The organism is Croceicoccus estronivorus (assembly GCF_001625325.1).
GTDB lineage: Bacteria > Pseudomonadota > Alphaproteobacteria > Sphingomonadales > Sphingomonadaceae > Caenibius > Caenibius estronivorus.
The window spans coordinates 77,051-95,852 of sequence record NZ_JRQQ01000003.1; the positions used below are offsets into that span (position 1 = coordinate 77,051).

At 60.3% G+C, this 18,802-nt stretch carries 13 protein-coding genes and 1 riboswitch; of the genes, 9 read left to right on the forward strand and 4 right to left on the reverse strand.

Going from position 1 to position 18,802, the window contains the following annotated elements; genetic code table 11:
* The first annotated feature begins 172 nt into the window (after nt 1–172).
* A complete protein-coding gene (locus tag MB02_RS17420; protein WP_170304655.1) occupies nt 173–700 on the forward strand; it encodes a c-type cytochrome in 528 nt (175 codons plus the stop codon).
* 94 nt (nt 701–794) lie between these two features.
* Here the strand turns inward: MB02_RS17420 and rplL are convergent, their stop codons facing one another.
* Both rplL and rplJ read right to left on the reverse strand, forming a co-directional pair.
* Entirely contained in the window at nt 795–1,175 is a 381-nt protein-coding gene (rplL, locus tag MB02_RS06745) for a 50S ribosomal protein L7/L12 (protein WP_067534458.1), read from the reverse strand.
* 78 nt (nt 1,176–1,253) lie between these two features.
* A complete protein-coding gene (gene rplJ, locus MB02_RS06750) occupies nt 1,254–1,769 on the reverse strand; it encodes a 50S ribosomal protein L10 (protein WP_067534461.1) in 516 nt (171 codons plus the stop codon).
* 443 nt (nt 1,770–2,212) lie between these two features.
* On the opposite strand from rplJ, the gene MB02_RS06755 reads away from it, so the two are divergent.
* The 3 genes from MB02_RS06755 (at nt 2,213) to rpoC (ending at nt 12,053) form a co-directional block, all read left to right on the forward strand.
* On the forward strand, nt 2,213–3,307 hold the full coding sequence (locus tag MB02_RS06755) for an acyltransferase family protein (RefSeq protein ID WP_170304656.1): 1,095 nt from the start codon (nt 2,213–2,215) through the stop codon (nt 3,305–3,307).
* Between the two features lie 176 nt (nt 3,308–3,483).
* Nucleotides 3,484–7,662, forward strand: a complete 4,179-nt coding sequence (gene rpoB, locus MB02_RS06760) for a DNA-directed RNA polymerase subunit beta (protein ID WP_067534467.1) — start codon at nt 3,484–3,486, stop codon at nt 7,660–7,662.
* 77 nt (nt 7,663–7,739) lie between these two features.
* Complete coding sequence (gene rpoC, locus MB02_RS06765) at nt 7,740–12,053, forward strand: DNA-directed RNA polymerase subunit beta' (protein ID WP_067534470.1); 4,314 nt, start codon at nt 7,740–7,742, stop codon at nt 12,051–12,053.
* Between the two features lie 122 nt (nt 12,054–12,175).
* Here rpoC and MB02_RS06770 read toward each other — a convergent pair whose 3' ends face one another.
* Entirely contained in the window at nt 12,176–12,745 is a 570-nt protein-coding gene (locus tag MB02_RS06770) for a TMEM165/GDT1 family protein (RefSeq protein ID WP_067534473.1), read from the reverse strand.
* A 12-nt stretch (nt 12,746–12,757) separates the two neighbouring features.
* A riboswitch (yybP-ykoY riboswitch) is annotated at nt 12,758–12,936 on the reverse strand.
* A gap of 130 nt (nt 12,937–13,066) precedes the next feature.
* Between MB02_RS06770 and MB02_RS06775 the strand changes: the two genes are divergently transcribed.
* Both MB02_RS06775 and gltX read left to right on the forward strand, forming a co-directional pair.
* Complete coding sequence (locus tag MB02_RS06775) at nt 13,067–14,722, forward strand: NAD+ synthase (protein ID WP_067534476.1); 1,656 nt, start codon at nt 13,067–13,069, stop codon at nt 14,720–14,722.
* A 111-nt stretch (nt 14,723–14,833) separates the two neighbouring features.
* Nucleotides 14,834–16,162, forward strand: coding sequence for a glutamate--tRNA ligase (gene gltX / locus MB02_RS06780; protein ID WP_067534478.1), 1,329 nt, complete (start codon nt 14,834–14,836; stop codon nt 16,160–16,162).
* Here the strand turns inward: gltX and pyk are convergent, their stop codons facing one another.
* On the reverse strand, nt 16,163–17,617 hold the full coding sequence (gene pyk, locus MB02_RS06785) for a pyruvate kinase (RefSeq protein WP_067534481.1): 1,455 nt from the start codon (nt 17,615–17,617) through the stop codon (nt 16,163–16,165).
* Nucleotides 17,618–17,679: 62 nt separating this feature from the next.
* Here pyk and MB02_RS06790 point away from each other — a divergent pair, with 62 nt between their 5' ends.
* The 3 genes from MB02_RS06790 (at nt 17,680) to MB02_RS06800 (ending at nt 18,728) form a co-directional block, all read left to right on the forward strand.
* Nucleotides 17,680–17,994: a DUF1244 domain-containing protein gene (locus MB02_RS06790; protein WP_067534484.1), complete on the forward strand. Its 315-nt coding sequence runs from the start codon at nt 17,680–17,682 to the stop codon at nt 17,992–17,994.
* An 82-nt stretch (nt 17,995–18,076) separates the two neighbouring features.
* Nucleotides 18,077–18,313, forward strand: a complete 237-nt coding sequence (locus tag MB02_RS06795; protein WP_067534487.1) for a DUF2312 domain-containing protein — start codon at nt 18,077–18,079, stop codon at nt 18,311–18,313.
* Between the two features lie 64 nt (nt 18,314–18,377).
* The gene (locus MB02_RS06800) at nt 18,378–18,728 is read left to right on the forward strand and encodes a heavy metal-binding domain-containing protein (RefSeq protein WP_170304657.1); all 351 of its coding nucleotides are present in this window, start codon (nt 18,378–18,380) and stop codon (nt 18,726–18,728) included.
* The last annotated feature ends 74 nt before the right edge of the window (nt 18,729–18,802 follow it).

Genomic DNA, 18,802 nt, shown 5'->3' on the forward strand with positions numbered 1-18,802 from the left:
ATGGTAGGGGTGCCAGGCAGCGTCAAGAGACGGGCAGCACATTTTTTTGCGGCATCGTATGTGCCGACCGGGATTGCGGCTCGTCACGCGGTTGGGCTACCGCACGGATGGTCGCAGTGGTCCTGACGGGTTAGGAAGGGCCGCTCCGGTGCAAATGGAAAGGCAGGATAACATGAACGTGAGTCGGAACTGGCGTCGGGCGCCCTGGTTGGCCCTTCTTCCTCTCGTGCTGGCTGGCTGCGGAGGTGGGGAAAGCCGGCAGGAACCGGCAGCTTCCGAAAACGCAGAGCCCACGGCGGATACGGCTACCGCTATTGGCGAAACGGCTGAAGAACCGGCGGACGTGTCCGCGCAAGCAGGCGGATCGGAGACGGCCTCAGCAGAACAGGCGGCTCCGAAAGTGGCCGCGACTCAACCGCCACCGGCATTCGCGCAATGCCGTAGCTGTCACTCGGTGGAACCGGGCAGGCAGATGGTGGGGCCGAGCCTGGCGGGCATCTTCGGGACCAAGGCTGGCGACGTTGCGGGCTACAATTTCAGTGCCGCGATGAAGGAATCGGGTCTGGTCTGGGACGAGGCCACGCTCGACACGTATCTTCAGGCTCCGCGCGAAACGATCCCCGGCACCAAGATGATCTTTCCGGGTTTGAAGGACGAAGCGAAGCGCCAGGCGGTGATTGCCTATCTGAAAACGATCTGAGTCTTTCTGGCAGACACAAGAAAAGGGCGGCTCCTTGCGGGGCCGCCCTTCGTTTGATCTCTCGTAAGAAGATCGAATAATCCGGTGAAGCGGATTACTTGAGCTCGACGGTGCCGCCAGCGGCTTCGATCTTGCCCTTGATTTCTTCGGCTTCAGCCTTGCTGACGCCTTCCTTGAGCGGCTTCGGCGCGCCTTCGACGAGACCCTTGGCTTCGGTCAGGCCCAGGCCGGTGATGGCGCGGACTTCCTTGATGACCTGGATCTTCTTGCCGCCGTCACCGGTCAGGATGACGTCGAATTCGGTCTGCTCTTCAGCAGCGGCGCCACCGGCGTCACCACCAGCAGCAGGGGCGGCCACGGCCACGGCAGCAGCGGCGCTGACGCCCCATGCTTCTTCCAGGGCCTTGGCGAGTTCAGCCGCCTCAAGGACGGTCAGGGCGGAAAGGTCTTCAACAAGCTTGGCGATATCGGCCATTGTTCAACACTCCAAAAATAACTGGCTGAGGCCCAGAGGGATTCTGGCGCCCCAAAATTCGCGTTTGCGTAAAACTGCTTACGCCGCTTCCTTGGCGCCATAGGCACCGAAGACGCGGGCGAGCTTTGCTGCGGGTGCATTGACGACCTGAGCGACCTTCGTCGCCGGGGCGTTGATCAGACCCACCAGCTTGCCACGCAGCTCGTCGAGCGACGGCATCGAGGCGAGTGCCTTGATTCCGGTTTCGTCGAGCATCTGCCCACCCATGGAACCACCGACGATTTCGAGTTTGTCGTTGGTCTTGGTGAATTCCACTGCAGCCTTGGCCGCCGCAACCGGGTCCACCGAATAGGCGAGCGCGGTCGGGCCGAAGAGGTATTCTTCGAGGCCTTCGTACTGAGTGTCCTTCAGGGCGAGCTTGGCGAGGCTGTTCTTCGCAACCTTGTAGGACGCGCCGGCATCACGCATCTTCGAACGCAGGTCGGTGGACTGGGCCACGGACAAGCCGAGGTTACGGGTGACAACCACCACGCCGGCCTCGTTGAAAGTTGCATTGAGCTGGGCGACCGATTCGGTTTTCTGCGAACGATCCATGCCGTACTCCTTCACTATGGCCGCCCGGATTTCGGGCCGGACGACCGGCTACGTTTGTCCTTGCCGCATCGGCGCAAGCCGAAAACGACACGGGCGAGTCCGTTGAAGGGGAAGGAGGAGCGCCAACGGCGCGATTACGGGTGCCACCGGGGCAACCCATGAAAATCTCTTTTCCCCGTCTAGGCCGGAAATTAAGAAGGCCAAATTGCCCTCACCGACTGTCTCGGACGGATGACCGCACGGCGTGTGATGTATCGCACACTGTTCGGTCGGCCGGGCCATTGACGTAAACGGCTTGCGAAGTCAAGCATTCCGGGCAGGCGGGCTGGCTATGGATCGCTTCGCCCAGCGACAACTCGTCGGTTGGCTGTTCACCACAATTTTATCAAAAGTCGTTAGCGCGCCGGACGATGAAGCAGATTGATCAACGCATAAGCGAGCGCATGGAGATTTTGCGGACGCTGCTGATTTTCGGCATCGTCCTGTTGCACGTGCCGCCGGCGCTGATGGCCTCGGATATTGGGCACGACCCCTTCAATCTGTTCAAGTATGGCGTCTCCCGTGGTCTGTTCAGGGCCACGGTTCCGGTGTTGACCTGCATTTCGGGCTATCTGCTGTTTTGCGATGCGGCCCGGTTCGACTACCGGCGGACAGTGGCAGGCAAGGCCCGGCGTATCCTGTTTCCTTTCCTGTTGTGGAACGTGCCGCTTGCGGCCCTGCTCTATCTGATTCAGCGTGCGGGGCTTTTAGGCCATGATTTCCGGCTGGAACTGGTTCCATTCGATCTGAAAGTGTTCGCAGACGCGGCCCTGGCCTTGACGAATGCGCCGGTGAACTATCCGCTGGATTTCTTGCGGGACCTGTTCGTCATCTTCCTGCTCTCTCCGATCTTCCTCTGGCTGATCCGGAAGGCGCCATGGATCGGCTTGCTGGCAGTCGCGGCGATATTCCTGAACGACTGGGACGGTTTGCTGATCCTGCGGAGCACAATGCCCGTTTGCTTCTATGTCGGGGGAATGGCTGCCGTGTATCACTGGAAACTCGACCGGATGGACAGATTGTGGCCGCTCGCTCTCTCTGCCCTGATCGCGGCTTCTGCTGTCATCGCGCTTCGAGGTATCGAAAATGTCGAGTGGTTCCGGCTGCTTTCACCGCCGCTGGTATGGGTGGCCGCCGCCCCGCTCACGGGCTCTGCAGTCGGCAATTGGCTGAAGCGCCGGGGCAGCGACAGTTTCTTCCTCTTCCTTTCGCATGGGCCGGTTCTTCTCGCGACATATATTGCCTATCAGATGATGGGCGAACCGTTCCCTTACCCCTTGTACTGGATTGGTGCGCCAATTCTGGTTTGCGCTACGATTCTGACGATCAATCGCGGGTTGAAGCAGGCAATGCCACGTTTCGCTGCATTCCTGGTCGGAGACTTTGCAAGAATCGGTGTATTACGTGACAAAGACGGCCTTGCGGGCATTTCAGCGCCGGTCGATAGGCCCGGCGCCGTGAAAGGCGTATTCCTTGACAACCGGAAGGGCGAAGCCTAGTTGGACAAATCCAACCCTGTCTCCACGGGAAATGGCCAGAAATAGCGCGGTTGGCCGGTCGAATAGTGGGAAGGGTAATGAATCAGGCGACGCTGTTAGCCGCGGGATCATGTGATCCTGTGGCTTTTGTCGTTTGATGCGCTGCTCCAGATATTTGAAGCAAGGCGAGATTATTCATGGCGACCAAGGCGAAAGCTCCGGCCATTTCCGGTACTGCGAAGAAGCGTATCCGCAAGATTTTCGGCGACATCCACGAAGTGGTGCAGATGCCGAACCTGATCGAGGTGCAGCGCGAAAGTTACGAACAGTTCCTGCGTTCCGATCCGTCGACAGGATATGTCTCCGGTCTTGAGAAGACGCTGCGTTCGGTCTTCCCTGTCCGTGATTTCGCCGGCACTGCCGAGCTGGACTTCGTCCATTACGAGCTTGAAGATCCCAAGTACGACACGATCGAATGTCGTCAGCGTGGCATCACCTATGCGGCTCCGATGAAGGTGACCTTGCGCCTGATCGTGTTCGAGGTCGATCAGGAAACGGAAACCCGCTCCGTGCTCGATATCAAGGAGCAGGATGTCTACATGGGCGACATGCCGCTCATGACGGAGAACGGCACGTTCATCATCAATGGCACTGAACGCGTGATCGTGTCGCAGATGCACCGTTCGCCGGGTGTGCTGTTCGACCATGACCGCGGCAAGACCCACTCGTCGGGTAAATATCTCTTCGCCGCCCGCGTGATCCCTTATCGCGGTTCGTGGCTCGACTTCGAGTTCGACGCGAAGGACATCGTCAATGTCCGTATCGACCGCAAGCGTAAGCTGCCGGTCACTGCGCTGCTTTATGCCCTTGGTCTGAACAGCGAGGAAATCCTCCATCACTTCTATCAGACGGTTACGTGGGAACGGGCCGCCGGTCGGGGTGGCGAAGGCTGGAAGCTCCCGTTTGTAGTGGAAGCATGGCGTGGCCAGAAGCCTGCGTTCGACATCGTCGATGCCGTGTCGGGTGAAGTGATCTTCCCCGCCGGGCAGAAAATTTCTCCGCGTGCGGCCAACAAGGCGGGCAAGGATGGCCTGACCACGCTGCTGATCCCGACCGAGGAAATCTTCGGTCGCTATGCGGCGAACGACATGATCGATGAATCGACCGGCCGCATCTGGATCGAAGCCGGCGATGAAGTGACTCCGGAAAATCTGGAAGCATTGGACAACGCAGGTATCGACGCGCTTGAGCTGCTCGATATCGACCACGTCAATACCGGTCCGTGGATCCGGAACACGATGAAGGTCGACAAGGCCGAAAATCGTGATGAAGGGCTGGAAGCGATCTACAAGGTCATGCGCCCCGGTGAACCGCCGACGAAGGAAACGGCCGAAGCGCTGTTCCAGGGCCTGTTCTTCGATGCCGACCGTTATGACCTGTCGGCCGTGGGTCGCGTGAAACTGAACATGCGTCTGGGCCTTGATGCCGACGATTCCATTACGACCCTGCGGACCGAGGATATTCTCGCCGTGGTCAAGGAACTGGTTGATCTCAAGGACGGCAAGGGCGAAGTCGATGACATCGACAACCTCGGCAACCGTCGTGTCCGTTCAGTGGGCGAGCTGCTGGAAAACCAGTACCGCGTCGGCCTGCTGCGCATGGAACGCGCAGTGAAGGAACGGATGAGCAGCGTGGACGTGTCCACGGTCATGCCGAACGACCTGATCAACGCCAAGCCGGCTGTTGCCGCTGTCCGTGAATTTTTCGGATCGTCGCAGCTTTCGCAGTTCATGGACCAGACCAACCCGCTGTCGGAAGTGACGCACAAGCGCCGTGTTTCGGCGCTCGGGCCGGGCGGTCTTACTCGTGAGCGCGCCGGCTTCGAGGTTCGCGACGTTCACCCGACGCACTATGGCCGTATCTGTCCGATTGAAACGCCGGAAGGGCCGAACATCGGCCTGATCAACTCGCTGGCCTCGTTCAGCCGGGTGAACAAATACGGTTTCATCGAAACGCCGTACCGCAAGGTGCTGGACGGCAAGGTGACCGGCGAAGTCGTTTACCTTTCCGCGATGGAAGAGCAGAAGCACACGGTCGCCCAGGCCTCGGCTGAGCTCAACGACGATGGCGGCTTCGTGGAAGATCTCGTTTCCGCGCGTGAAGCGGGTGAGTTCGTCATGGTCCCGCGTGAGCAGGTCACCCTGATGGACGTCAGCCCCAAGCAGCTCGTCTCTGTGGCCGCTTCGCTGATTCCGTTCCTGGAAAACGACGACGCGAACCGCGCGCTGATGGGATCGAACATGCAGCGTCAGGCTGTGCCGCTGGTGAAGGCGGAAGCGCCTTTTGTCGGCACCGGTATGGAAGAAACCGTGGCCCGCGATTCCGGCGCCGCGATTACGGCTTTGCGTGGCGGCATCGTCGATCAGGTCGATGCGACCCGTATCGTGATCCGTGCATCGGGCGATATCGAAGCCGGACAGTCGGGCGTCGATATCTACACCCTGCAGAAGTTCCAGCGTTCCAACCAGGATACCTGCATCAACCAGCGTCCGCTGGTGAAGGTTGGCGATGCGATCAACCCTGGCGATATTCTTGCCGATGGTCCATCGACCGATCTTGGTGAGCTGGCGCTGGGCCGCAACGTGCTCGTCGCGTTCATGCCCTGGAATGGCTACAACTACGAAGACTCGATCCTGATCTCCGAACGGATCGTGAAGGAAGACGTCTTCACCTCGATCCATATCGAGGAGTTCGAAGTCATGGCTCGCGATACCAAGCTCGGGCCGGAAGACATCACCCGTGACATTCCCAACGTCGGTGAGGAAGCGCTGCGCAACCTCGACGAGGCGGGCATCGTCTATATCGGTGCGGAAGTGCATCCGGGCGACATTCTGGTCGGCAAGATCACTCCGAAGGGCGAAAGCCCGATGACGCCGGAAGAAAAGCTGCTGCGCGCCATCTTCGGTGAAAAGGCCAGCGACGTGCGTGACACTTCGCTTCGCCTGCCTCCGGGTGTTGCCGGCACGATCGTGGAAGTGCGCGTATTCAACCGCCACGGTATCGAAATCGACGATCGTACCCGGGCGATCCAGAACGAGGAAATCGAACGCCTCAAGAAGGATAGCGAAGACGAACGGGCGATCCTCAATCGCGCAACGTACAACCGTTTGCGTGAGATGCTGACCGGTCAGGTTGCTTCGGCCGCGCCGAAGGGCGTCAAGAAGGGTGTGGAAATCACCGGGGATCTGCTGGAAGAAGTCGAGCGCCACGAATGGTTCAAGTTCGCGGTTGCGGATGACAGGGTTCAGGGGCAGCTCGAAGCTCTCAAGGGCCAGTACGACGAAGCCGTAAAAGGCATTCAGGAGAAGTTCGAGGACCGCAAGGAAAAGCTCGAACGCGGCGACGAACTCGCCCCCGGCGTGCTCAAGATGGTCAAGGTGTTCGTCGCGGTGAAGCGCAAGCTGCAGCCGGGCGACAAGATGGCCGGCCGTCACGGCAACAAGGGCATCATCAGCCGCATCCTGCCGCAGGAAGACATGCCCTTCCTCGAAGACGGTACTCCGGTGGACTTCGTGCTCAACCCGCTGGGCGTGCCATCGCGCATGAACGTCGGGCAGATCTTTGAAACCCACCTGGGCTGGGCCGCGCGCGGTCTGGGCCAGCAGGTGACGAAAGCGCTCGAGGAATGGCGTGAAGCCAATCCTAACCCGGAAGCCGGTGCTCCGCCGGATGCCGTTCGCGAGAAGCTCAAGGAAATCTATGGCGAGCAGTACCACGCCGAGATCGACAGCCGCACGACCGAAGAAGTGGTCGAACTGGCAGGCAACCTCAAGAACGGCGTGCCGATGGGTTCTCCGGTGTTCGACGGCGCGGTGGAAGCCGATGTGACAGCCATGTTGCGCCTGGCCGGGCTCGATGAATCCGGGCAGGTTACGCTGTTCGACGGTCGTACCGGCGAGGCATTCGACCGCAAGGTGACGGTTGGCTGCAAATACGTTCTGAAACTGCACCACCTGGTGGACGACAAGATCCACGCCCGGTCGATCGGCCCGTACTCGCTCGTTACCCAGCAGCCGCTGGGTGGTAAGGCGCAGTTCGGTGGCCAGCGCTTCGGGGAAATGGAAGTCTGGGCACTTCAGGCTTACGGCGCAGCGTACACCTTGCAGGAAATGCTCACGGTCAAGTCGGACGACGTTGTCGGCCGTACGAAGGTCTATGAAGCGATCGTCAAGGGTGACGACACCTTCGAGGCCGGTATTCCGGAGAGCTTCAACGTGCTTGTGAAGGAAATGCGCAGCCTCGGCCTCAATGTCGAACTCTCGTCGTTGGAAGATGATGAGGATGGCGAAGGCGAATGGCCGGAGGCGGCGGAATAAGGATCAGCCGGGCGGTCCGCAGATCGCCCGCTTCCTTCTTCACCACGACGATTTCACCCGTTTAGGGATGTGAAAAAATGAACGACCTGACAAAATTCACCAACCAGATCGCAAAGCCGGAAACCTTCGATCAAATCCAGATCGGTATTGCCAGCCCGGAGCGGATCCGCTCCTGGTCTTTTGGCGAGATCAAGAAGCCGGAAACGATCAACTACCGGACCTTCAAGCCGGAGCGCGATGGCCTGTTCTGTGCCCGCATCTTCGGTCCTGTGAAGGACTACGAGTGCCTGTGCGGCAAGTACAAGCGCATGAAGTACAAGGGCGTCGTCTGCGAAAAGTGCGGCGTCGAAGTCACCGTCACCAAGGTGCGCCGTGAGCGTATGGGCCACATCGAACTGGCTGCGCCGGTCGCGCACATCTGGTTCCTCAAGTCGCTGCCTTCGCGCATCGGCCTGTTGCTCGACATGCAGCTCAAGCAGCTTGAGCGCGTGCTCTACTTCGAAAGCTACATCGTCACGGAGCCGGGCCTGACCCCGCTGGAGAAGTTCCAGCTCCTCACCGAAGACGAACTGCTCGATGCGCAGGACGAGTATGGCGAAGACGCATTCAGCGCCGGGATCGGCGCCGAAGCGGTCAAGATCATGCTGATGGACCTCGATCTTGAACAGGAACGTGTGGACCTGCTCAAGGAGCTTGAGGAAACCAAGTCCACGCTCAAGCCGAAGAAGATCATCAAGCGTCTGAAGGTCGTCGAAAGCTTCATCGATTCGGGCAACCGCCCGGAATGGATGATCCTCGAAGTCGTGCCGGTCATTCCGCCGGAACTGCGTCCGCTGGTGCCGCTGGACGGCGGCCGTTTCGCGACATCGGATCTCAACGATCTCTATCGCCGCGTCATCAACCGTAACAACCGTCTCAAGCGCCTGATGGAATTGCGCGCACCGGACATCATCGTGCGCAACGAAAAGCGCATGCTGCAGGAAGCTGTTGACGCGCTGTTCGACAACGGTCGCCGTGGCCGTGTCATCACCGGCGCCAACAAGCGTCCGCTCAAGTCGCTGTCCGACATGCTCAAGGGCAAGCAGGGCCGCTTCCGCCAGAACCTTCTGGGTAAGCGCGTCGACTATTCGGGCCGTTCGGTCATCGTGACCGGCCCGGAACTCAAGCTGCATCAGTGCGGGTTGCCGAAGAAGATGGCGCTCGAACTGTTCAAGCCGTTCATCTACGCCCGCCTCGACGCCAAGGGTCTGTCCATGACTCTCAAGCAGGCCAAGAAGTGGGTCGAGAAGGAACGCAAGGAAGTCTGGGACATCCTGGATGAGGTGATCCGCGAGCACCCGGTTCTTCTGAACCGTGCGCCGACGCTGCACCGTCTGGGCATCCAGGCCTTCGAGCCGGTCCTCATCGAAGGTAAGGCGATTCAGCTGCACCCCCTCGTCTGCTCGGCTTTCAATGCCGACTTCGACGGTGACCAGATGGCCGTCCACGTGCCGCTGAGCCTCGAGGCCCAGCTCGAAGCGCGCGTGCTGATGATGTCGACCAACAACATCCTTTCGCCTGCCAACGGCAAGCCGATCATCGTTCCGTCGCAGGACATGGTGCTGGGCCTCTATTACCTCTCGATGGATCGCGAAGGCGAACCCGGCGAAGGCATGTTGCTGGCGGATATGGCGGAAGTGCACCAGGCGCTTCATGTCGGTGCGGTGACGCTGCACTCCAAGATCGTCAGCCGTGTGCCGCAGACGGGTGAGGACGGTGTGGAACGGATGGTTCGTTACGAAACCACGCCGGGCCGCATGCTGATCGGCGAATGCCTGCCCAAGAACCACAAAGTGCCGTTCGACGTTGTCAACCGCCTTCTGACCAAGAAGGACATCGGCGACGTGATCGACGAAGTCTATCGCCACACCGGCCAGAAGGACACGGTGCTGTTTGCTGACGCGATCATGGCGCTCGGCTTCCGTCATGCTTGCCGCGCGGGTATTTCGTTCGGCAAGGACGACATGATCATCCCCGACAGCAAGATCGAGATGGTCGATCAGACCAAGGCGCTGGTTGCCGATTATGAGCAGCAGTATCAGGACGGTCTGATCACCCAGCAGGAAAAGTACAATAAGGTGATTGACGCCTGGAGCCGTTGCGGTGACCAGGTTGCCGCGGCCATGATGGACGAGATCAAGGCGACGCCGAAGGACCCGGAAACGGGCCGTCTGGCGCCGATCAACTCGATCTACATGATGAGCCACTCCGGCGCTCGTGGTAGCCCGGCACAGATGAAGCAGCTGGCGGGTATGCGCGGCCTCATGGCCAAGCCGTCGGGCGAGATCATCGAAACGCCGATCATCTCGAACTTCAAGGAAGGTCTGACCGTTCTTGAATACTTCAACTCGACTCACGGCGCTCGTAAGGGTCTGGCCGATACCGCGTTGAAGACGGCGAACTCCGGTTATCTGACCCGCCGTCTGGTCGACGTGTCGCAGGATTGCGTCATTGTCGAAACGGACTGCAAGACGACGAACAGCCTCGAAATGCGCGCCATCGTGCAGGGTGGTTCGACCATCGCCTCGCTGGGCGAACGTATTCTCGGCCGCACCACGGCAGAGGATCTCGTCAACGCCAAGACCGGCGAAGTTATTGTCGAAGCCGGTACTCTGATCGACGAACCGATGGTCAAGGCGATCGAGGAAGCAGAAGTGCAGTCTGCGAAGATCCGCAGCCCGCTGGTCTGCGAAGCGGAGCAGGGCGTCTGCGCGACTTGCTATGGGCGCGATCTCGCCCGTGGTACGCCGGTGAATATCGGTGAAGCGGTTGGCGTTATCGCCGCCCAGTCGATCGGTGAACCGGGCACGCAGCTGACGATGCGTACCTTCCACATCGGCGGCGCTGCGCAGGTCAACGAAACCTCGCACCTCGAAGCGATTTCGACCGGTACGATCGAGTTGCGCGATATGCCGACGATCACTGACAAGCGTGGCCGCCGTCTCTCGCTGGCTCGTAACGGCGAAATCGCGGTGATCGACGCCGAAGGGCGTGAGCGCGAAATCCACAAGGTGCCCTACGGTACTGTTCTGATGTTCGAGAGCGGTGGCGAAGTGAAGGCGGGCGACCGTCTGGCCGAGTGGGACCCGTTCACTTTGCCGATCATCACGGAACAGTCCGGTATCGTTCGTTATCAGGATCTGAGCGACGGCAAGACGCTGGAAGAACGGATCGACGAAGCGACTGGCATCGCCCAGCGCGTCGTTACCGAATACCGTTCCGCTGGCCGGTCGAAGAAGGAAGACCTGCGTCCGCGCCTGACCCTTCTCAATGAAGGTTCGGACGAAACGGAAGCAGCCCGCTACATGCTGGCGCCGGGCACGACGCTGTCGGTCGAGGATGGGCAGCAGGTCGAAGCAGGTGACATCCTTGCCCGTGCTTCGCGCGAAGCCGCCAAGACCCGCGACATTACCGGTGGTCTGCCGCGCGTTGCCGAATTGTTCGAGGCCCGCAAGCCGAAGGACAATGCGATCATCGCCAAGATCAGCGGCCGGGTGGAATTCGTTCGCGATTACAAGGCCAAGCGCAAGATCGCGATCATTCCGGAAGAAGGCGATCCGGTCGAGTACCTGATCCCCAAGGCCAAGGTGATCGACGTTCAGGAAGGCGACTATGTGAAGCGCGGTGACCAGCTGGTCGCGGGCTCACCTGATCCGCATGATATTCTGGAAGTTCTCGGCGTTGCTGCTCTGGCGGAATATCTCGTCGCGGAAATCCAGGAAGTCTACCGCTTGCAGGGCGTGAAGATCAACGACAAGCACATCGAAGTGATCGTTCGCCAGATGCTGCAGAAGGTTGAGATCACCGATGGTGGCGACACCACGCTGTTGCCGGGCGAGCAGGTCGATCTGGAGGAAATGAACGAGATCAACGCCAAGCTCAACAAGAACCAGGCACCGGCACAGGGCAATCCCGTGCTGCTTGGTATTACCAAGGCGAGCTTGCAGACCCGTTCCTTCATTTCGGCGGCATCGTTCCAGGAGACCACTCGCGTGCTGACCCAGGCTGCGGTCGAGGGCAAGCGCGACTCCCTGATCGGTCTCAAGGAGAACGTGATCGTCGGTCGTCTGATTCCGGCAGGTACGGGTGCGGCGATGAATCGCGTTCGCGTTGCTGCTTCCAGCCGCGATGCGGCACTGCGTGCGCAGTACCGCAAGCTGCAGGAATCGCTGATTGCGCCGGAAACCGCCGCGCAAGAGCATGAGGCGGAACTGGCTCAGGGGCCGGAAGTGGCGATGGGCAACGATCCGATCGCCAGTGTCGAGGGGGAAACCCACGGTCTCGATGCGGATGCCGGCGATTATCTGGTCAAGGATGGCGACAGTTCGGTGGAGGAAAGCGGCGAGGAATAAGGTTCCCGTCACTTTCGCCAGCTCATAGCTGATATGCAGACCCCGCCGGAAGCATGGCTTTCGGCGGGGTTTCTGTTAGGCTCGACCGATGTCGCCCCGGACATACCGGGACCTGGCTTATCCTAGATAATTCCGGCAGTTTGCAGGAGCAGCCACAGCCCGATGGCGAGGAACAGCAATGCGGTCACGATTCTGACCGTGGTCAGCGGGACACGTTTGATCAGTTCGTTGCCAAGGAACACCGCAGGCACGTTTGCGATCATCATGCCGATGGTGGTTCCCGTCATGACCGCAAGCACACTGTGGAACTGCGCACCCAGAGCGATGGTTGCGATCTGCGTCTTGTCGCCCATCTCGATAAAGAAGAATGCGATCAGGGTGGTGACGAAGGCGCCAAAGCGGGATGGCTTTTGTTCGTCTTCCTTCAGCTTGTCGGGAATCAGTGTCCAGCCTGCCATGAGAATGAAAGAGATCGCCACGAGATAGCGAAACCACTGGCCATCAATCAGCGATGCCGCCTGCGCACCGACCAGTGCAGCGAGGAAGTGATTGGCCAGTGTCGCGCCGAAGATGCCGAAGATGATGGGCACAGGCCGCTTGAACCGGGTTGCCAGCACGATGGCCAGCAATTGGGTCTTGTCGCCGATTTCGGCGAGCGCGACCACCGCTGTGGAGGTGAGCAGGGCTTCCATGAAATGATACTCCGGGCCGGGCGAACAACAAGACAATGACATCGCCCCTCCCGCCCAGCCAGGCGGAGGTGCAACGCCATTGGTCTCGCCCGAACGGTGTCCCGCTCCCTGTATGCCATGACCTCTCGGCCAAGTATGTTGACATGCAGGCCCGCCTGTCGGCGGCTGGCTACTCCCCAGATGACAGACAGCCTCTCTATGAAAGTGAAACCGAAACTGCAAGCGGCATGGGCAGCACCCGCAAGCATGGGAATGCCAGGATGATGGCCTGAGCCCCGTTTTTTCCTTCCCCACCGGGGCAGCGCCTCCTAGACGAGCAGAATGACCGATACACTCTCGATCACGCTCGCCCAGGTAAACCAGTCCGTGGGTGACATTGCTGGCAACGCCAGCGAAATGCTGGCCATGCGGGCTCGCGCCGGCAAGGTTGACCTTGTCGCCTTCCCCGAAATGCAATTGATCGGTTATCCGGCGGAGGATCTGATCCTCAAGCCGTCGCTGATCGAACGGGCGCAGGCCGAACTGGAACAGTTGGCGCAAGTCACCAATGACGGTGGGCCCGGCATGCTGGTGGGCAGCGTGTTCGTACGCGATGGCGCATTGCACAATGGGGTGGCAGTGCTGGATGGCGGCAAGGTCACTGCCGTGCGTTTCAAGCACGAACTGCCGAATTACGGTACATTCGATGAAAAGCGCCTGTTCGCTCCCGGCCCCTTGCCGGAACCGGTGCTGTTCCGCGGTGCGATGCTCGGCCTGCCTATCTGCGAGGATATCTGGCATCCGGACGTATGCCGTCATCTGGCCGACTTCGGAGCAGGATTGTTCGTCTGCATCAACGGCAGCCCGTATGAAATCGAAAAGGATGTCCTGCGGATCGAAGGCGTGGCCAAACGCCGGGCTGCGGATACCGGTTTGCCGCTCGCCTATCTCAATCGCGTCGGCGGGCAGGACGAACTGGTGTTTGACGGTGCCAGCTTCGTGGTCAATGGAGATGGGCGGCTGGCTGTCCAACTGGCCGACTGGGAAGTGCGCGAAACGCGCACGAACTGGACCCGCACCGCACGCGGCTGGAACTGTGACCGGGGAACGATTGAACCGCTCGCCGACCATCCGGAGGATGTCTATTGCGCGATGGTCCTTTCCCTGCGTGATTACGTCAACAAGAACGGCTTTCCCGGCGTGGTACTCGGCCTGTCGGGCGGGATCGATTCGGCGGCCTGCGCGGCCATTGCGGTCGATGCCCTGGGGGCTGACCGCGTGTGGTGCGTCATGTTGCCCAGCCGCTATACGAGCCAGTCGAGCCTGGACGATGCGAAGGCCTGTGCCGAAGCGCTTGGTTGCCGTTATTCGACTATCCCGATCCAACCTGCGGTGGATGGGTTCGACGCGATGCTGGCGGGCGAGTTTGCCGAAACGGAAGCGGGGCTTACGGAAGAAAACATTCAATCGCGCATTCGCGGTGTGACTTTGATGGCATTGTCGAACAAGTTCGGGCCGATGCTGATGACCACCGGCAACAAGAGCGAGATGAGCGTCGGCTACGCCACGATCTATGGCGATATGGCAGGTGGCTATAACCCGCTGAAGGATGCCTACAAGATGACGGTGTTTGCCGTTTCCGACTGGCGCAACAAGCACAAGTCAAAGATCGGCATGGGGCCGGGCGGGGAGGTGATTCCCCAGAATATCCTGGATAAACCGCCCAGCGCCGAATTGCGGCCGGATCAGAAGGATGAGGATTCCCTGCCGCCCTATCCTGTGCTGGACGACATTCTGCTGGGTCTGGTGGATCATGAAAAAAGCGTGGAACAGATTGTCGCGGAAGGGCATGATCGGGACACGGTGGTGCGGATCGAACGGCTGCTGCATCTTGCTGAATACAAGCGGCGCCAGGCTCCGCCGGGAGTGAAGCTGGGCGCGCGGAATTTCGGGCGTGACCGGCGTTATCCGATCACGCACAAGTTTCGCAGCGGCTAGGATGCCGTTACACGGCACGGTGGGAAGCCGTGCCTGGACGAAATGACGGGTGATTGCCGTTTTTGAAAAACGGGATCCCACTTTTTCACACGATGCTTTAACGGCAGAGCCATGACAGTCATTACCCGTTTCGCTCCGTCGCCCACCGGGCGGCTCCACGTCGGCAATATTCGTACCGCGCTCCACAACTGGTTGCTTGCGAAAAAGCAGGGCGGGCGTTTCCTCCTGCGGATCGACGATACCGATAGCGAACGCAGCCGCGAAGAATACGTCGATGCGATCCGCGAAGATCTCGCATGGCTGGGGATCGAGCCGGACGGCGAAGAACGGCAGTCGCAACGTTTCACGCATTACGAGGCGGCATTCGCCAGATTGGCCGACGCCGGGCGGATCTATCGCTGTTATGAAACCGCGCAGGAACTGGACCTCAAACGCAAGATCCTCCTCGGGCGGGGGTTGCCGCCAATTTACGATCGTTCCGCCCTGGCTCTGACGGAAGCGGACCATGCAGAGAAAGCCGCAGAAGGCGTCGCCCCGCACTGGCGCTTCAAACTGGACCGGGAAGAACCGATCACCTGGGAGGACGGCATTCGCGGCCCGCAGCAATTCGATGCGGCGCAACTGTCCGATCCGGTCATCCGCCGGGCCGACGGCTCATGGCTCTACATGTTGCCGAGTGCAGTCGACGATGTCGAAATGGGTGTGACGGATGTCCTCCGCGGCGAAGATCACGTCTCGAACACTGCCGTGCAAATCCAGATGTTTACGGCGCTTCAGGCGAAACCTCCCCGCTTCGCGCATGAAGCGTTGCTGGTCGGTAGTGAAGGGAAGTTGTCGAAACGCCTCGGTGCCCTCGGTGCGCATGCATTGCGCGAACAGGGTATCGAACCGGAAGCACTCGTTGCACTGCTGGCGCGGCTGGGCACGTCGCAGCCGGTCGAACCTGTCGTCGATCCCACGCTGTTGATTGCGGGCTTCGATCTTTTGACATTCGGACGGGCCCCGGCTCGTTTCGACGAGGCGGAGCTGGAACGGTTGAATGCCGCAGTGGTCCACCAACTGCCATTTGCCAAAGTGAAAGGCCGCCTTCCCTCGGGGATGGACGAAGCGGGTTGGGAAGCCATCCGTCCCAACCTGGCCCACGTTGCTGAAGCGGCAGACTGGTGGGAGGTAGTAACCGGTCCGATTGCTCAGCCCGATTTCGACGCCGAAACGCAAGTCTATCTCGGACAGGCGGCGCAGTCGCTCGCATGGAGCGAAGATCCGTGGCGCAGTTTGACCGGCGCCCTGAAAGAGGCAACGGGGCGCAAGGGCAAGGCCTTGTTCCTGCCGCTCCGTCAGGCACTTACGGGGCGCGATCACGGGCCCGACATGGCGGCTTTGCTGCCGCTTATAGGGGAGAGCGAAGCCCGCGCCCGGTTGGAACGGGCGGCGGGCTGATCAAGCCTTTTTCCGGTCCAGTTCGTGGCCCGAAAGGGTGACGATATGCAGCAGGTTGGTCGATCCCGGTGTGCCGAAAGGCACGCCGGCCAGAGCAATCAGTTTCGACCCGGCCTTGCCGAACCCATGACGTAAGGCCATGCGTTTGCCCTTGGCGATCATTTCCTCGAAACTGCCGATATCGCGCGTGGGTACGGCCTGTGCGCCCCAGACGAGACACATGCGCCGTGCGGTCTCGATCGAGGGTGTCAGCACGAGGACGGGCACGCCGGGGCGTTCGCGGGCCACACGGCGGGCGGTCGAACCCGAACCGGTAAACACGACCACTGCGGTAATGGGCATGTTTTCCGCAATCGTCATGCAGGCATGGCTGAGAGCGTCGGCAGTGGTGGGATCGGGCATCGTTTCAAGGAAATGCACGCGGGCCTTGTAGCCAGGATCGCGTTCCACTTCGCTGGCGATACGATGCATGATCGCAACGGCTTCCTCCGGCCAGCTGCCTGCCGCGGTTTCAGCCGAAAGCATCACGGCGTCGGCTCCGTCATAGACGGCGTTGGCCACGTCGGAGACTTCGGCGCGTGTCGGGGCAGGGCTTTCGATCATCGATTCGAGCATTTGCGTTGCCACGATCACCGGTTTGCCTTGCGTGCGCGCGGCATTGACGATCCGCTTTTGCAGCGGAGGCACTTCTTCCGGGTTTAGTTCTACGCCCAGATCGCCGCGGGCCACCATCACGGCGTCCGACAATTCGATGATCTCGGAAAGACGCTGCACCGCCTGAGGCTTTTCGATCTTGGCGCAGAGCGCGCCGTAGCCACCCATCAACCGCCTCGCTTCGGCAAGGTCTTCCGGCCGCTGGACAAACGACAGGGCGATGCAGTCCGCACGATGTTGGACTGCAAAGGCCAGGTCTTTGCGGTCCTTTTCCGTCAAGGCAGGGATTGGCACTTCCGCGTCGGGAATGTTCACGCCCTTGCGGTCGGAAATCACGCCGCCGACTTCCGCCGAACAGAGGATCGCATCGGAATCGGCCCTGATGACGCGCAGACGGATCTTGCCGTCATTGATCAGCAGCCGTTGCCCCTTGTCGAGCAACTCGAACAATTCCGGGTGCGGCAGGCAGACGCGATTCTCATCGCCGGGTTCGGGATTGCGGTCGAGCGTGAAATGGGCGCTGTGACGGATTACCGCCTGCCCGTCCTTGAATGTTCCGACGCGTAGCTTGGGGCCTTGCAGGTCGCACAGGATTGCGATCGGCCGATGAAATTCCTTTTCCAGCGCGCGGATAGCGGCAATCGTTTCCGCATGAGTCGCCTGATCGCCGTGGCTCATGTTGATACGAAAGGCGTCAGCCCCGGCGAGCAACAGCTTGCGGAGCATTTCGGGCTCGCGGCTGGCCGGACCGACCGTTGCGAGAATCTTGACCTTGCGGCCGCGTGGTTCGAGTTTTGCCATGGCCGTGCGCTATGGCACAGCTTTGCGGCAACTCAAGGACAGAGAGGAATAGGTATAAAATTATGACGAATAAAATCGACCCGCTGGACCAGCTGCCCGATGACGTGGCCGCCACTGCCTTCCGGCACTTGGTGCGGCATTTGCGTATGCGCCACGATGCGCAGAATATCGACCTGATGGGGCTGGCCGGATTTTGCCGCAATTGCCTGGCCGACTGGATCAACGAAGCGGGAGCGGGGCTGGACAAGGCAACGGCTCGCGCAGTGATCCACGGCATGCCGGCCGGAGAATGGAAGGACAGATACCAGAGCGAGGCAAGCCCGGAACAGGTCGCGCGGATGGAGGAAAGCCTGAAGAAGAACGTGGATATGGGATAAGGCGCGACACCGCCTTCACCAGTGGCGCTGGCATCGCTATCAGCCTGATCTCGTGATTCTCAACTGACCGGAGCATTTCCCGATGGCCGAAGCCACCGATGACCGCCTGCGCCTCCTGATCGAGCGCGTCGAACGCCTCGAAGAAGAAAAGAAAGGCATCGCTGACGATATCCGCGACGTCTATGCCGAGGCGAAGGCCGTTGGCTATGATGTCAAGATCATGCGTCAGATCGTCCGGTTGCGGAAGATGAAGCCCGATGACCGGGCTGAAATGGAAGCGATCCTCGATACCTACAAGTCAGCGCTCGGCCTCGGCTGATCTTGCCCACCTCCCGGGGACGGGGAGATAGCCCTGTCCCCCAGACGAAACGGAGCAGCTTGCAATGGCCAATCCCTGGGACAGGAACGGAAGCGAACTGATCGTGACCACGACCCCATCGGTCGAAGGGCGGCCGGTCAGGCAATATCTCGGTATTGTGACGGGTGAGGTGATCGTCGGCGCCAATCTCTTTCGCGATCTCTTCGCTTCGATAACCGACATCGTCGGTGGGCGTTCGGGCAAGTATGAGGATGTCCTTGCGCGGGCGAGGGAGCAGGCGATTGGTGAAATGCGCATGAGAACGGCTGAGATGGGTGGCAATGCCGTAATCGGGGTCGATCTCGATTATGAAGTGCTGGGCCAGAACGGTTCGATGCTGATGGTCAGCGCCAGCGGGACCGCCGTCATCGTGTAAATCGCGCCGGGCAACGAAGTCGATTCGTGCGCTCTCGCGGCGGCGGTTGCCCTCATGCGCCTGCCCGGTGTAAG

What these genes read in the sequence shown, in the direction of transcription:
- MB02_RS17420 (WP_170304655.1), top strand. Translation starts at nt 173, where the DNA reads ATGAACGTGAGTCGGAACTGGCGTCGGGCGCCCTGGTTGGCCCTTCTT.
- rplL (WP_067534458.1), bottom strand. Translation starts at nt 1,175, where the DNA reads ATGGCCGATATCGCCAAGCTTGTTGAAGACCTTTCCGCCCTGACCGTC.
- rplJ (WP_067534461.1), bottom strand. Translation starts at nt 1,769, where the DNA reads ATGGATCGTTCGCAGAAAACCGAATCGGTCGCCCAGCTCAATGCAACT.
- MB02_RS06755 (WP_170304656.1), top strand. Translation starts at nt 2,213, where the DNA reads ATGGAGATTTTGCGGACGCTGCTGATTTTCGGCATCGTCCTGTTGCAC.
- rpoB (WP_067534467.1), top strand. Translation starts at nt 3,484, where the DNA reads ATGGCGACCAAGGCGAAAGCTCCGGCCATTTCCGGTACTGCGAAGAAG.
- rpoC (WP_067534470.1), top strand. Translation starts at nt 7,740, where the DNA reads ATGAACGACCTGACAAAATTCACCAACCAGATCGCAAAGCCGGAAACC.
- MB02_RS06770 (WP_067534473.1), bottom strand. Translation starts at nt 12,745, where the DNA reads ATGGAAGCCCTGCTCACCTCCACAGCGGTGGTCGCGCTCGCCGAAATC.
- MB02_RS06775 (WP_067534476.1), top strand. Translation starts at nt 13,067, where the DNA reads ATGACCGATACACTCTCGATCACGCTCGCCCAGGTAAACCAGTCCGTG.
- gltX (WP_067534478.1), top strand. Translation starts at nt 14,834, where the DNA reads ATGACAGTCATTACCCGTTTCGCTCCGTCGCCCACCGGGCGGCTCCAC.
- pyk (WP_067534481.1), bottom strand. Translation starts at nt 17,617, where the DNA reads ATGGCAAAACTCGAACCACGCGGCCGCAAGGTCAAGATTCTCGCAACG.
- MB02_RS06790 (WP_067534484.1), top strand. Translation starts at nt 17,680, where the DNA reads ATGACGAATAAAATCGACCCGCTGGACCAGCTGCCCGATGACGTGGCC.
- MB02_RS06795 (WP_067534487.1), top strand. Translation starts at nt 18,077, where the DNA reads ATGGCCGAAGCCACCGATGACCGCCTGCGCCTCCTGATCGAGCGCGTC.
- MB02_RS06800 (WP_170304657.1), top strand. Translation starts at nt 18,378, where the DNA reads ATGGCCAATCCCTGGGACAGGAACGGAAGCGAACTGATCGTGACCACG.